Genomic DNA, 13,616 nt, shown 5'->3' with positions numbered 1-13,616 from the left:
CGGACACAGTGAGCAACCCCAACAGCACCTCCCGGCCTGCGGCACCGTCCCCGGGGTTACCCCCAAGCGGCCCCATTGACAGGAACGCACTCGTGCGGCGCCACAACGTCCGCCAGCAGGCCCTTGACCCGCGGAGCCCTGTGTCCGTAGGCAACGGTGGATTCGCCTTCACGATGGACCTCACCGGCCTCCAGTCACTCCCTGGCTCCTATCCTGTGGGGGCAAGGGACGAACTGCCGCCGGGAACACTCCTTGGCACGCAGGCCCAGTGGGGATGGCACGCCACACCGCCCGCCCAGGCCTATGAACTCTCAGGCTCCACGGTCCTCTATGACTCACCACGTGGACCTGTGCCCTACGTGGACATGGTGGGCGACATCGTCAACGACCGCGAAACCGGCACATCCCTCGCCGAAACGTGGTTGCGGGCCAACCCGCACCGCCTGGATCTGGGACGCATCGGCTTCAGGCTGGTGGATGCAGGACGAGACCGTGCCCTTTCCGAAGGGGACCTCACCGACGCCGAGCAGACGCTCGACCTGTGGACGGGGACAGTCGTGAGCCGCTTCACGCTGGCCGGCCACCAGGTGACGGTCATGACGGCGTGCCACCCCGAACGCGACGAGCTCGGCATTCGCGTGGAGTCCCCGGGCCTCCAGGACCGCCTGGCCATCACCATCGACTTCCCCTACGGCTCGGAGGCATGGCACGACGCCGCGGACTGGACCAGCCCGGACTCCCATACCACCACACTCGGGGAACCGGCCGCCTCTGGACTGCATGCCGGATCCACCTCCTGGACCGCCCACCGTGAACTGGATGAATCCCGCTACCAGGTTGTGATCAGTGGACGCGACCTCGCCGTGCTGCAGACCGGGCAGCACCGTCTCCGGATATGCCCCAACCCGGGCGGCAGCAGGGGCCACGGCGTGATGGACCTGGCTGTTGCTTTCGTCTCCGCCGGGGACGGGGACTGTGTCCCCCGCGGTGAAACCGGTGCTACCTTGGCCGCAGCCAAGCCGGTCGCGGGCACGCCAGCCGGGCCCGCCGTCGTGCTTTCCGGCACGTCCGGCCCTGCAGCGGGCAGCAGCGTGGCAGCGGCCTCGGAGGCGTACTGGCCCGGCTTCTGGCAGTCCGGCGGCGCCATCGAGCTTGCAGCGACGGACGACCCCCGGGCGAAGGAGCTGGAACGCAGGATCGTCCTCTCGCAGTACCTGACGGCCATCAACTGCTCCGGGTCCCTGCCTCCCCAGGAAACCGGGCTGGTGTGCAACTCCTGGCGGGGGCGCTTCCACCTGGAAATGCACTGGTGGCACGCCGCCCACTTCGCCCACTGGAACCGTGTGGAACACCTGCTCCCGTCGCTGCGCTGGTACTGCACCGTGATGGAGGCATCGCGGCAGACCGCCAAGGCTCAGGGTTTCGACGGCGTCCGCTGGCCCAAGCAGGTAGGTCCGGACGGGAGGGAGAGCCCCAGCCCCATCGGCACCTTCCTGGTCTGGCAGCAGCCGCATCCCATCCACCTGGCGGAGCTTGCCTACCGCACCAATCCCAGCCGGGAGGTGCTCGAGGAGTTTGCGGAGATCGTGTTCGAATCCGCCGCGTTCATGGCAAGCTTCGCGCACCCGACGCCGCGGGGATTTGAGCTTGGTCCGCCCCTGATTCCCGCGCAGGAGAGCTACGGCTCCATCCGGGGGTCCGTCACCAATCCCACCTTCGAATTGGCCTACTGGCAGTGGGCCCTGCGGGTTGCAGCTGCCTGGCGGGACCGGTTGGGGCTTGAGCCCGTTCCGGCGTGGCAGGAGGTGGCCAGCCACCTGGTGAAGCCACGGGTACTGGACGGCGTCTACGCGGCCATTGACGTGGACCCCTTCACCATCCGGACGGACCACCCCTCGATGCTGTGCGCACTGGGCGTCCTGCCCGAAACCGACCTGATCGACAAGGACACCATGCGGGCAACGCTCGCCAGCGTCCTTGCCGACTGGGATTGGGACAGCACCTGGGGTTGGGACTATCCAGTGATGGCCATGACCGCCGCGCGCCTTGAGGACCCGGAAGCCGCCGTCAACGCCCTCCTGCTGGACGTCGGGAAGAATACAGTGCTGCCCAACGGGCACAACCGCCAGACCGATTCGCTGCCGCTGTACCTCCCCGGCAACGGCGGACTGCTTGCCGCTGCCGCGCTGATGGCAGCGGGCTGGGACGGCGGACCGGACCGGCATGCCCCCGGATTTCCCGCCGGCTGGACCGTGGCCTGGGAAGGACTGGTGGCTGCACCGTAGCAACATCCCGGCGGTCAGGCAGCAATTCCTGGCGCGGGGCTTGAGGCGGCGCGGGGCCGTTCGGGTCAGCGCTGCCGCGTGCGCCCGTTGCCCCGGCGCCGGGCAGCTGCGGCACGGGCCGGGCTCTGCATGCCAGCCTCCGCTTGTGCCGGCACTTTGCCCGGCTGTACCGGCACTTTTCCCGGCTGGACCTGCCGGGCGCCCCAGGTTCCCTTCTCGTGGCCGGAGGATGAGATGCCGTGGTCGGCCTCGCGGACCGCAGACCAGCCAGCGGAAACGAGGTACACCTGGCTCACCAGGTTGAACCAGATCAACAGGCCGATGATGATGGCGAATGGTGCCAGGAGGGGGTTGCGGCCGGCACCGGCGAGAAGCTCGGTACTGAAGATCTGCAGGACCGTAGTGCCCAGCGCAGCCAGGATGGTGCCTTCCAGAAGTGCGCGGCGCGAGAGCTTCAAGTTCGCTGCGAGCCGGAACATAACGAGCGCGGTAACCCAGTTCAAAACGAGGGGTACGCCAATTTTGATGGAGGTGCTCAGCGGGCCGGCCAGGGCGTCGTCGAGCCGCAGGAAGTCCGCGACCCATCCCGCGGCCGTGCCAAAGACGAGGGACGCGCCGGCACTGATGACCAGGGCTGCGCCCAGCAGCAGCAGGGTTCCGGCGTCGCGCAGTTTCAGGAGGATGGGGTTGACCAGTGACGGGGGCAGTTCCAGCACGCCGCGGAGCCCGTCCCGAAGGCTCGCAATCCACCGCAGCGACGTATAGACGGTTACGGCTGCCGCGATGGCCGCAGTCCAGCCCAGTCCGTCCGGATTCAGAAGGTCCTGCGGGTCAACCAATCCCTCACTGCCGTTGACTTTCAAGAGGCCCGGGGCGCTCTGGGCAACGCTGCCGATAATGGTCTCAAGCAGTACGGGCTGTCCCCTCAGGACCAGCCCGGCGATGGAAAAGCCAGTGGCGAGGAGGCCGGTGATCGAGAAGAACATATTGAACCCGATGCCTGCACTCATCAGCGGGCCGTGCTGGAGGCTGTAGTGGCGGAAGGCACGCATGGGGCGGAACGCGTTCAGGCGCGCAAGCAGCCACTGTGACATGGCCAGTAAGCCGGCCACGGGTCCACCGCCGGCCCTGCGGGCCCTGTTCCATTCCATCCGTTTCTGGATGACGGCCAGCTTCAGGTGGGCATGGTCAGTGGGAAGCGGTTGCTGTCCCGCCTGTTTCGGCTGGGCCCGGGGCGGAATCCGCGGGTCTGGTGCCGTCGTTGTCAGTTTGGGTCCCAAAGTCCAGCTCTTCCCGTAGCTGCCAGATGCCGTTGGCATCGTGCTCGTAAAGTCCCATGCTAACCACGGGGAAGGTGGCCCTGTAGTTCCTCAGCACCGTTTCGGCTTCATCAAGGTTTTCCGGCGCCACATCGTGCGCGATGGTGACGTGCGGGTGGTACGCAAACGGCAGCTCACGGTGGAGGGGGCCCTGCTGGAGCTTTTCGTGGAGTTCAACGCAGTCCTCGAACCCGTCCTCCACATTGATGAAGACCACCGGGGAAACAGGGCGGAACGTCCCCGTGCCTGCGATGGTGACCTCGAACGGGCTTTGCTGGCGGGCCACCTCGCGGACATGCTCCAGCGTGCCCTCCCAGTCCCGAGTCGTGGTGGTGGTGACCAACGTGATGTGGGCCGGCACTACGTCCGCCAGGGGATCGCCGAAGGACGCCCGCCAGCGCTGCAGCTCTTCGGCAATGTCGGCCGGGAACCCCAGGATGACGCCAACGCTGATGTCTTCCGGCCGGGACACGGGGCTGGCTGCCGCAGCACGGTGATCCGCAGGGTCTGCGTGGGAACCGCCGGGGGTCCCCGCCACCCGGCGGGTGGCACGGGCAGCTTCCCTTGCCGCGACTTTGCTGGACGACATGGCGCTAACGGACTCCGGCGAGGCTGAGGGACGGAAGGAAGCCCATGCGCTCGTACACCTGCGCGAGGGTGGCCGAGGCGATCTCGCGGGCGCGCTCGGCGCCGTGTGCGAGCAGCCTGTCCAGCTCCGCAGGATCGGACATTAGCTCATTGGTGCGGTTCCGCAACGGCGTAACGAACTCAACCATCACCTCAGCAAGATCCACCTTGAGGTGGCCGTACATCTTGCCCTGGTATTCGGCTTCGAGCTCAGGGATGGTTTTGCCCGTCAGGGACGAGTAGATGGTCAGCAGGTTTGAGATGCCCGGCTTTTCTTCAGCGTCGAAGCGGATGTCGGTTCCGGCGTCGGTCACTGCCGACTTGATGCGCTTGGCCGCAACCTTCGGGTCCTCCAGTAGCTGGATGGCTCCGTTGGGCGACTCCCCCGTCTTGGACATCTTGGCGCTGGGGTTCTGAAGGTCGTAGATCTTGGCGCTTTCCTTGACGATGGTCGCCTCGGGAACAGTGAACGTGTGGCCAAACCGGGTGTTGAAGCGCTGGGCCAGGTTGCGGGTGAGCTCCAGGTGCTGGCGCTGGTCCTCTCCCACGGGCACCAGGTCGGTCTGGTACAGCAGGATGTCCGCGGCCATCAGGGTGGGGTAGGCGAACAGGCCCAGGGTGGCGGCGTCGGCGCCGAACTTCTGGGTCTTGTCCTTGAACTGGGTCATCCGCGAGGCTTCGCCGAATCCGGTGATGCAGTTCAGTGCCCAGGCGAGCTGCGCGTGCTCCGGCACATGGGACTGGACAAAGAAGATGCTCTTGTCCGGGTCGATGCCCGCGGCGATGTACTGGGCGGCCACAATCCGGGTGCGCTTGGCCAGTTCAGCGGGATCGAAGTCCACCGTGATGGCGTGCAGGTCCGGAATGAAGAAGACGGCGTCGTACTCCGCCTGCATGTCAACCCAGTTGCGGACGGCGCCGATGTAGTTGCCCAGGTGCAGGGAGTCGGCTGTGGGCTTGGCGCCGGAGAGGATGCGCTTCTTGGTTGCCGGGGAGATCTGGCTAGTCATGGGGGAGGAAACCTTCGGGGCTCAGAGCTGGTAGTCCACTACCAGCGGGGCATGGTCGGAGAAGCGGGTGTCCCACGAGGGTGCCCGGTCAACCACGGCCGAGATGGCGGCCGCCGCCAGGGCCGGGGTGGCCAGGTGGTAATCGATGCGCCAGCCGGTGTCGTTGTCGAACGCCTTCCCGCGCTGGGACCACCACGTGTAGGGACCGTCCACCGGGCCGGCCAGGTTGCGGTGGACGTCCTGCCAGCCGATTTCCTCGCCGAAGAACCGGTCAAAGTAGGCGCGTTCCTCCGGCAGGTGGCCCGCTTTCTTGAGGTTGGCCTTCGAGTTGCGGATGTCCAGCGGTGTGTGGGCAACGTTGAGGTCACCAACCACCAGGGCGTGGTCGCTGTGTTTGGTCAGTTCCGGCAGCCGTCTGGTCATGACATCCAGGAACCGGAACTTGTCATCCTGCTTGGGCGTGCCCACCTCACCGGAGTGGACATAGGCACTCGCCACAGTGAGCTGGACCGGGTGTCCAGCGGCATCGGCGAAACGGAAATCGGCTTCCACCCAGCGTCCGGCCGTGGCAAAGTAATCGTCGCCAATGCCGTTACGGGTTGCCAGGGGTTCCTCCCGGGAAGCGATTGCGACGCCGGCGCGGCCTTTGGCTTCTGCCTCGGCGTGCAGGATGTGCCATCCTTCGCCCAGCAGCTGCCGGACGATCGCGTCAGGGGCGCGGACTTCCTGCAGGCAGAGGATGTCCACTCCGCGCGGCTCCAGCCACGCCGCCATTCCGTTTTTGTAGGCAGCCCGGAGGCCGTTGACATTAACGGACGCGATGCGAAGGTGGTCCTTCTTCAATGCCGAGATCACCCGCTCCACTCTAGTCGATGATGGTTCCGGTGACCGGTTCTCCATTGCCGCCGGAGGACTTGATCATGTCCCGTGCATTGGTGGCTGTGATCTCAATTGTTTCCAGGGCCCGGTTGATGGTGTCCTGGTTGGCAGCGGCGCCCTTGGCGCGCTCCTCTTCCACCACGCGGATCTGCACCTGGACGATCTTGAACGAGTGGTCCAGCTTAAGGTCACGGACCTCGTCCGCCTGGCTGCGCTCGGCGACCACCCGGGTTCCGCCCTGGTCGGCAGAGGCGTACGGGCCCCGCCCTGCAGCGGTGCTGAAGGCGTTCTGGGCTTCCGTCAGCTTGGCTCCTGCCTTCTTGGCAGCCTTCTGGATGCTGAAGACAACAAAGCAGGCGAGGGCCAGCCAGAAGGCGGCGATGATGGCAACAACCCAGCCCACGACGTCGTTTTGGTTGGCCGCGAAGATGACGGCCACAACGAAGGCGGTGACGAGGACCATCAGTCCCGGCCCGCTGATGCGGAACATGGAGAATCCGCCCCTGGCGTGTTTGGAGGATGACTTGGAACTGCCCAGAGATTGCATGCACCCATTCTCTCAAATGCCGGAGTATGCTCCCGCCGCCTTCCACCCGCGGCGAACAAAACCCATCCATCCCAACTAGGTAGCGCTAAGTGTCGTTCTGGAGCCTCAAAACGACACTTTGCGCTACCCAGTTGGGGGGGCTACTTCAGGAAGAGCTGCCGCAACCGGACAGTCGTGAGCAGCATGCCGACGGCGGTCATCACCAGGTAGTAGCCGATGTGGATGGGGGTGGCAGCGGTAAAGGTGCCCACGCTGATCTGGCGCAGCAGCTCGACACCGTGCCAGAGCGGCATGGCCTGGATCAGCCACTGAATGGCCTGCGGGTAGACGCTCAGCGGGTAGAAGGTGGCGCTGAACAGGAACATCGGCAGCATTACGAAGTTGACCCAGTCCATTTGCTGGAAGGTCTTCAGGAAACTGGTGATCCCCATCCCGATACTCGCGAACCCGAACGCGATCAGCACGGAGGCAGGCACCATCAGGAGCGCCCAGGGTGTGGTGATCAAGCCCATGAGCCCCATCACCGCCGTGAAACCCGTGGCGTAGAGCAGGCCGCGAAGGAGCGCCAGGAAGATCTCCCCGAGGGCAACGTCCAGCGGCCCCAGCGAGGTATACAGCATGCCCTGGTACAGCTTCGCGAAATTCATTTTGAAGAACACGTTCCAGGTGGAGTCGTAGACCGCGCCGTTCATTGCCGAGACTGCCAGCAGGGCCGGGGCAATGTATGCGGCGTAGCTGATCTCCCCGCCGCCGGGGCCCTGGACGGAGCCCACGATTGCGCCGAGCCCCACCCCCATGGAGATGAGGAACAGGACCGGCTCGAAGAACCCGGAGAGCATCACCAGCCAGTTTGTGCTCCGGGTGGCCAGCAGGCCGCGCGAAATGACGGCCCTGGCGTTGCGCGAATACAGCGGCCCGAACGTCCTGCTGCGGGCCTGGTCCGGTGCGCTTTTCACTGGCAGGCCGGCGCTCATCGGCCCATCCTTGCCGCGAACTGCCGCCGGGTCAGGAACCAGCCCAGCACCGCAAGAGCCACGAGCACCACCGCGTGGAGGACGGTCAGCAACGGCGGCTGCTGGTACCCGTAGCTGAAGACGCGTCCCAGTTCGGTGCCATGCCAGATGGGAGAGATCCAGCCCACCCAGCGCACCGCCAGCGGGAGGCTGTCCAGCGGAAAGAAGGTCCCGGAGAACAGGAAGAGCGGCATCACGATAAAACGCATCACCAGGGCGAACTGGCCCTTGTCCTCGGTGATAGAGGCCGAGTACGCCATCAGCGGAAGGCCAAAGGAAAGGCCAGCTAGCGTTGCCACCAGGATGCTGGCCCAGCCCCAGCCGCCCGGCGCGGCACCGAACAGGAGAATAGCCGCGAAATAGACGGCGGACTGCAACAGGAGCCGCAGGGTCACCGCCATGATGTGGCCCGCAGCAATCTGCTGGGGAGTCAGAGGCGAGGCGTGCGGCCCGTAATAGGTACGGCGCCATTTGAACCCGTCCATCACGGGGAACGTGAACTCGTTGGTGGCCGTCATGACGGACGCGGAAACCAGCAGCGCCGGGGCCACGAAGGTCACATAGCCCACTCCCCCGAAGGCCTCCGTCCCCTGCGCGTCTACAAGCGTGGCCAGGCCCACGCCCATGGCAAACAGGTACGCCACAGGGTGGCCCACGCTGTACATGATGATGGACCAGCCGTAGCCCTTCATCACCCGCAGCACCTGCTCGGCGTAATAGAACGCGCCCCACCGCCGTGCCCTGGCAGCCGCAATTTGCGGACTGTGGGCCCGCAACGCCTCCCTTGCCGTGCCTTCAGTCAACAAGGCTTCTGCCTGTCAGCCGCAGGAACACGTCCTCCAGCGAGGACCTCCGCACCAAGGATGTCAGCGGCCGCAGGCCGCGGGACGCCACCTGCTCAAGGGCGGACTCGCCGTCGTGCGCGTAAATCAGCACCCGGTCCGGCAGGACTTCCAGCCGCTCCCCGATGCCCTGCAGCTCCGAGGCGATGGTGGTGTTCCGCTCGGATCCGAACCGGAGCTCAACCACCTCGCGGGTGGAGTGCTCGCGGATCAGCTGCGCAGGCGATCCCTCAGCCATGATCCTGCCCTTGTCCACCACGATCAGCCGGTCGCAGAGCTGCTCGGCCTCGTCCATGTAGTGGGTTGTCAGGATGAGGGTGACGCCCTGTTCCTTGAGCCGGAACAGTCGGTCCCAGAGGATGTGCCGGGCCTGGGGGTCGAGCCCGGTAGTGGGTTCGTCCAGCAAGAGGATCCGGGGTTCGTTGATGAGCGAACGGGCAATGGTCAGCCGCCGCTTCATGCCGCCGGACAGCGCGTCCACCTTGGACTTTGCCTTGTCCGTCAGCTGGGCGAACTCCAGCAGCTCATCGGCTTTCGGCTTCAGGTAGCTCATGGGGAGGCCGAAGTACCGGCCGTAGACCAGGAGGTTGTCGCGGACCCGGAGTTCCTCGTCCAGGTTGTCCTGCTGCGGCACCACGCCCAGGTGCGCCCGCACCTCGGGCCCGTGCGAGTCGGGGTCCAGGCCCATGATGTGGAGGGCGCCGGAGGTGCGCCGGGTGACGCCGCCGATCATCTTCATGGTGGTGGACTTGCCGGCACCGTTGGGCCCCAACAGGCCGAAGGACTCCCCCGCGGGGACGCTGAACGAAATGCCGTCCACGGCGGCAACGTCACCGTAGGTCTTGGTCAGGTTTTCTGCCGTGATGACGGTCGGGTGGGCATCGGTGGAAGGCTCATTGGCTGGCTGGACGGCGCCGGTTGCGCCGCCGGAGGACATGGTGGCTTTGTTGTGCACCCTCCGCAGACTAGTAGAGCCGGCAGTCAGGTGGAAGGGGACTTCCACTTCTGCGCTCTGGCTCTGCGCTTAAAGCACGACGGCGGTACCGCACCTTTGTTCAACAAGGTGCGGTACCGCCGTCGGGCGATGAAAAGGGGCTACCTGGCGGTGGCCGGGCCGCTTGCCTGCGCCGCTTGGCGTTCGGCGGCTTCCACCACGTTGGTCATCAGCAGCGCCACGGTCATGGGACCGACGCCTCCGGGGTTCGGCGAAATCCACCCGGCAACCTCGGCAGCGGCGGGGTCGATGTCGCCATAGACCTTGCTCTTGCCGGTCTCGGGGTCGGTTTCGCGGGTGACACCGACGTCCAGCAGGGCTGCACCCGGCTTCACGTCCGCGGCCTTGACGATGTGCTTGACGCCGGCGGCGCCCACAATCACGTCAGCCTGCCGCAGCAGTTCGGAAAGGTTCTCGGTGCCTGTGTGCGTGAGGGTCACCGTGGCGTTCACGGCCCGCCGCGTCAGCAGCAGTCCGATCGAACGGCCGATCGTGACACCGCGGCCCACCACCACCACGTGCTTGCCGGCAAGGCTGAAGCCGTTGCGCTCCAGGAGCTCGATGACGCCGCGGGGCGTGCACGGCAGCGGCGAGGTGATCTCACCGTTGACGTTCAGCACCAGCCGGCCAAGGTTGGTGGGGTGCAGACCGTCCGCATCCTTGGCGGGGTCGATGCGCTCAAGGATGGCGTCGGTGTCCAGGTGCTTCGGCAGCGGCAGCTGCACGATGTACCCGTGGCAGGCGGGGTCCACATTGAGCGCGTCAATGAGGTCCTCAACCTGTGCCTGGGTGGCGTCCGCCGGCAGCTCCCGCTGGATCGACTTCATCCCGATCTGCTCGGACTGCTTGTGCTTCATGGACACATACAGCTGCGAGGCCGGATCTGCACCCACGAGCACGGTTGCAATGCCGGGAGTGACACCCTTGGCCTTGAGCGCGGCCACGCGTTCAGCCAGCTCGGACTTGATGGCGGCAGCGGCTGCCTTGCCGTCCAGGATCCGTGCGGTCTTGGTCATTTCAGTCATGTGATCACCACTGCTCGTGCTGCGGGTACAGCGGGAAGTCGGCGGCGAGCTTGTCCACGCGGGCCTGTAGGGACTCCACGTCGGCGCTGGTGCCGGCCTTCAGTGCGGTGGCGATGATCTCCGCCACCTCGGTGAACTCGGCGGCGCCGAAGCCGCGGGTGGCCAGCGCCGGGGTGCCGATGCGCAGGCCGGAGGTGACCATCGGCGGGCGGGGGTCGAACGGAACGGCGTTGCGGTTCACGGTGATACCCACCGAGTGCAGGAGGTCCTCGGCCTGCTGGCCGTCCAGCTGCGAGTTGCGGAGGTCAACGAGGACCAGGTGGACGTCCGTGCCGCCGGTGAGGACGGAGACGCCGGCTTCGGCAACATCGGCCTGGTTGAGGCGGTCGGCGATGATCTTCGCACCCTCCAGGACGCGCTCCTGGCGCTCCTTGAACTCCTCGGTGCCGGCGATCTTGAAGGCCACGGCCTTGGCGGCGATGACGTGCATGAGCGGGCCGCCCTGCTGGCCCGGGAAGACGTTGGAGTTCAGCTTCTTGGCCCACTCCTGCTTGGCCAGGATCACACCGGAGCGCGGGCCGGCGAGGGTCTTGTGCACGGTGGAGGTGACGACGTCGGAGTGCGGCACCGGGCTGGGGTGCAGGCCGGCGGCAACCAGTCCGGCGAAGTGCGCCATGTCGGTCCAGAGCAGCGCGCCAACCTCGTCCGCGATGGAGCGGAAGGCGGCGAAGTCCAGGTGGCGCGGGTAGGCGGACCAGCCGGCGATGATGACCTGCGGCTTTTCGGCGATGGCCTGCTCACGGAGCTTGTCCATGTCCACGCGGAAGTTGTCTTCCTCCACCTGGTAGGCAGCCACGTTGTAGAGCTTGCCGGAGAAGTTCAGCTTCATGCCGTGGGTCAGGTGGCCGCCGTGGGCCAGGGACAGGCCCAGGATCTTGTCGCCGGGGGTGATCATGGCGGAGAGTGCAGCGGCGTTGGCCTGGGCACCGGAGTGCGGCTGGACGTTGGCGTACTCGGCGCCGAAGAGGGCCTTGACCCTGTCGATGGCCAGCTGCTCTGCCACGTCAACGTATTCGCAGCCGCCGTAGTAGCGGCGGCCCGGGTAGCCCTCGGCGTACTTGTTGGTGAGGACGGAGCCCTGTGCTTCCATAACGGCGCGGGGGGCGAAGTTCTCGGAGGCAATCATTTCCAGGGTGCCGCGCTGGCGGCCGAGCTCCTGGTCAAGGACTGCTGCGATTTCGGGGTCAAGCTCGGCCAGCGGCTGGTTGCTGACGGCGGTGGTGGAGGTGGCTGTAGTCACGAAAGAACTCCTGGCTAGGCGTACGGGCACTGCTAAGGTCAGGCTACCGGCTGGCGCACCTTCACGCCGCACTGATGACAGCGCGTGGAGGCTGCGGGCATGGCGCTGCAGTACTGACGCAGGTGCAGCCCCAAATCCGGCAAGACATGACCCTCGGCCCAGGCGTACGATCCGTGGTCTTCGTGATTGCCGCTCCCTGGTGGTTATGCCACCCAACGCCAGTTGCGACCCTCCCAGCGTACCAAAACCGAGGGCTGCTGCGCGGGTAGGCTATGAGGCGTGAGTGAAGAGCAGCTGAAGCAAGCGTACGTAGTAACCCTGTCCTGCCCGGACCGCCCGGGAATCGTCCATGCGGTGGCCGGCGCCCTGCTGGTGGCGGGATGCAATATTACGGATTCGCAGCAGTACGGCAGCCCCGCCACCGGCAACTTCTTTATGCGGGTGGAGGTGACGACGGCGGCCCCCGCGTCAGGGCTCCGGGCAGCTTTGGAGCCGGTCACCGAAGCCTTTGGCATGCAGTGGAGCCTGAACGCGGTGGGACAGAAAGTCCGCACCCTGGTGATGGCCAGCACCTCCGCCCACTGCCTGAACGACCTGCTCTTCCAGCAGCGGTCCGGGACGCTCCCCATCGAGATACCGGCCATCGTCTCCAACCACCAGGACCTGGCCGGGCTGGCCGAGTTTTACGGCATTCCGTTCCATCACATCCCGGTCACCAAGGACACGAAGGTCCAGGCTGAGGACAAGCTCCGCGCCATCATCGCAGAGCACGACATCGAGCTGACCGTCCTGGCCCGCTACATGCAGATCCTTTCCGACGAGCTCTGCACCGAACTCACCGGCAAGGCCATCAACATCCACCACTCGTTCCTGCCGTCCTTCAAGGGTGCCAAGCCGTACCACCAGGCCCACGCGCGCGGCGTGAAGCTGATCGGTGCCACAGCGCACTACGTGACGGCGGCACTGGACGAAGGCCCCATCATCGAGCAGGAAGTCATCCGCGTGGACCACGCCCGCACCCCGGAGCAGTTCGTCCAGATGGGCCGGGACGTGGAAGGCCGCACCCTGGTCCAGGCCGTCCAGTGGCACGCGGAGCACCGGGTGCTGCTGGACGGCAACCGGACCGTGGTCTTTAACTGACGCCCAATTTAACTCACACCCAACTGAGTAGCGCTAAGTGTCGTTTTGCGGCCCCAAAACGACACTTAGCGCTACTTAGATGGGAAGGGGCGATGTCCTAGGCTTGGCCCATGGCTCCTCTGTACCCATTCGCCGGGACCACCCCGGCCGTCCACGAATCCGTTTTTGTTGCCCCGACGGCCTCGATCATCGGCAACGCAACCCTCGCCAGGGACTCGAGCGCCTTCTACGGCGTCTCCGTCCGGGCCGATACCGCTGCCATCACTGTGGGTGAAGGCAGCAACCTGCAGGACAACGTGGTGCTGCACGCGGATCCCGGCTTCCCCTGCGCGGTGGGCGAACGCGTCAGCGTGGGGCATGCCGCCGTCGTGCATGGCTGCACTGTGGAGGACGACTGCCTGATCGGGATGGGCGCCACCGTCCTCAACGGGGCGGTGATCGGCGCCGGCTCGCTGGTTGCGGCCGGCGCCGTGGTCCTGGAAGGCACGGTGGTGCCGCCCCGCTCGCTGGTGGCCGGAGTTCCGGGCAAGGTCCGCCGGGAACTTACCGAGGAGGAGTACGACGGCGTCCGGGCCAACGCCGCCCGCTACCGCGAGCTGGCCGCCGCCCACCGGGAGCTGCACGCCCCTTAGGGA

13 protein-coding genes and 1 riboswitch are annotated in these 13,616 nt (G+C 66.1%); of the genes, 3 read left to right on the top strand and 10 right to left on the bottom strand.

Translation table 11 applies throughout. The features are described 5' to 3' along the window. Positions 1-173 precede the first annotated feature (173 nt). Positions 174-2,285 (top strand): hypothetical protein, encoded by a 2,112-nt coding sequence (locus tag IEX43_RS03880; protein WP_229666319.1) that lies wholly within the window; start codon positions 174-176, stop codon positions 2,283-2,285. A gap of 65 nt (positions 2,286-2,350) precedes the next feature. Here IEX43_RS03880 and IEX43_RS03875 read toward each other — a convergent pair whose 3' ends face one another. From IEX43_RS03875 to glyA, 10 genes are all read right to left on the bottom strand, one after another. Beyond that, positions 2,351-3,436, bottom strand: a complete 1,086-nt coding sequence (locus IEX43_RS03875; RefSeq protein WP_188809170.1) for a YihY/virulence factor BrkB family protein — start codon at positions 3,434-3,436, stop codon at positions 2,351-2,353. A 37-nt stretch (positions 3,437-3,473) separates the two neighbouring features. Further along, positions 3,474-4,193, bottom strand: coding sequence for a 2'-5' RNA ligase family protein (locus IEX43_RS03870; protein ID WP_229666306.1), 720 nt, complete (start codon positions 4,191-4,193; stop codon positions 3,474-3,476). 4 nt (positions 4,194-4,197) lie between these two features. Next, positions 4,198-5,241 carry a tryptophan--tRNA ligase gene (gene trpS / locus IEX43_RS03865; RefSeq protein ID WP_188809169.1) on the bottom strand — a complete coding sequence of 348 codons (1,044 nt, stop codon included), beginning with the start codon at positions 5,239-5,241 and terminating at the stop codon, positions 4,198-4,200. A gap of 21 nt (positions 5,242-5,262) precedes the next feature. After that, on the bottom strand, positions 5,263-6,096 hold the full coding sequence (locus IEX43_RS03860) for an exodeoxyribonuclease III (RefSeq protein WP_188809168.1): 834 nt from the start codon (positions 6,094-6,096) through the stop codon (positions 5,263-5,265). 10 nt (positions 6,097-6,106) lie between these two features. Beyond that, on the bottom strand, positions 6,107-6,667 hold the full coding sequence (locus IEX43_RS03855; RefSeq protein WP_188809167.1) for a hypothetical protein: 561 nt from the start codon (positions 6,665-6,667) through the stop codon (positions 6,107-6,109). 140 nt (positions 6,668-6,807) lie between these two features. Then, positions 6,808-7,641, bottom strand: coding sequence for an ABC transporter permease (locus IEX43_RS03850; protein ID WP_188809166.1), 834 nt, complete (start codon positions 7,639-7,641; stop codon positions 6,808-6,810). After that, complete coding sequence (locus IEX43_RS03845) at positions 7,638-8,483, bottom strand: ABC transporter permease (RefSeq protein ID WP_188809165.1); 846 nt, start codon at positions 8,481-8,483, stop codon at positions 7,638-7,640. The genes IEX43_RS03850 and IEX43_RS03845 overlap by 4 nt, the downstream gene beginning before the upstream one ends. Then, positions 8,476-9,477, bottom strand: coding sequence for an ABC transporter ATP-binding protein (locus IEX43_RS03840; protein ID WP_377102726.1), 1,002 nt, complete (start codon positions 9,475-9,477; stop codon positions 8,476-8,478). The genes IEX43_RS03845 and IEX43_RS03840 overlap by 8 nt, the downstream gene beginning before the upstream one ends. Before the next feature lie 140 nt (positions 9,478-9,617). Continuing rightward, positions 9,618-10,541, bottom strand: coding sequence for a bifunctional methylenetetrahydrofolate dehydrogenase/methenyltetrahydrofolate cyclohydrolase (locus IEX43_RS03835; protein WP_188809164.1), 924 nt, complete (start codon positions 10,539-10,541; stop codon positions 9,618-9,620). A gap of 4 nt (positions 10,542-10,545) precedes the next feature. Continuing rightward, a complete protein-coding gene (gene glyA, locus IEX43_RS03830; protein ID WP_188809163.1) occupies positions 10,546-11,841 on the bottom strand; it encodes a serine hydroxymethyltransferase in 1,296 nt (431 codons plus the stop codon). 149 nt (positions 11,842-11,990) lie between these two features. Further along, positions 11,991-12,077, bottom strand: a riboswitch (ZMP/ZTP riboswitch). 43 nt (positions 12,078-12,120) lie between these two features. Here glyA and purU point away from each other — a divergent pair. Both purU and IEX43_RS03820 read left to right on the top strand, forming a co-directional pair. Continuing rightward, positions 12,121-12,981 carry a formyltetrahydrofolate deformylase gene (purU, locus tag IEX43_RS03825; RefSeq protein ID WP_188809162.1) on the top strand — a complete coding sequence of 287 codons (861 nt, stop codon included), beginning with the start codon at positions 12,121-12,123 and terminating at the stop codon, positions 12,979-12,981. 110 nt (positions 12,982-13,091) lie between these two features. After that, positions 13,092-13,613 (top strand): gamma carbonic anhydrase family protein, encoded by a 522-nt coding sequence (locus IEX43_RS03820; protein ID WP_188809161.1) that lies wholly within the window; start codon positions 13,092-13,094, stop codon positions 13,611-13,613. The last annotated feature ends 3 nt before the right edge of the window (positions 13,614-13,616 follow it).

It is taken from the genome of Pseudarthrobacter polychromogenes (assembly GCF_014644495.1).
Taxonomy (GTDB): domain Bacteria; phylum Actinomycetota; class Actinomycetes; order Actinomycetales; family Micrococcaceae; genus Arthrobacter; species Arthrobacter polychromogenes.
This window is presented reverse-complemented; position numbering and strand designations above follow the sequence as displayed.

Bases quoted from the DNA above. Each gene is read 5' to 3' on its own strand.
- IEX43_RS03875 (WP_188809170.1), bottom strand. From the start codon at position 3,436: ATGGAATGGAACAGGGCCCGCAGGGCCGGCGGTGGACCCGTGGCCGGC.
- IEX43_RS03880 (WP_229666319.1), top strand. From the start codon at position 174: ATGGACCTCACCGGCCTCCAGTCACTCCCTGGCTCCTATCCTGTGGGG.
- IEX43_RS03835 (WP_188809164.1), bottom strand. From the start codon at position 10,541: ATGACTGAAATGACCAAGACCGCACGGATCCTGGACGGCAAGGCAGCC.
- IEX43_RS03870 (WP_229666306.1), bottom strand. From the start codon at position 4,193: ATGTCGTCCAGCAAAGTCGCGGCAAGGGAAGCTGCCCGTGCCACCCGC.
- IEX43_RS03850 (WP_188809166.1), bottom strand. From the start codon at position 7,641: ATGAGCGCCGGCCTGCCAGTGAAAAGCGCACCGGACCAGGCCCGCAGC.
- IEX43_RS03855 (WP_188809167.1), bottom strand. From the start codon at position 6,667: ATGCAATCTCTGGGCAGTTCCAAGTCATCCTCCAAACACGCCAGGGGC.
- trpS (WP_188809169.1), bottom strand. From the start codon at position 5,241: ATGACTAGCCAGATCTCCCCGGCAACCAAGAAGCGCATCCTCTCCGGC.
- IEX43_RS03820 (WP_188809161.1), top strand. From the start codon at position 13,092: ATGGCTCCTCTGTACCCATTCGCCGGGACCACCCCGGCCGTCCACGAA.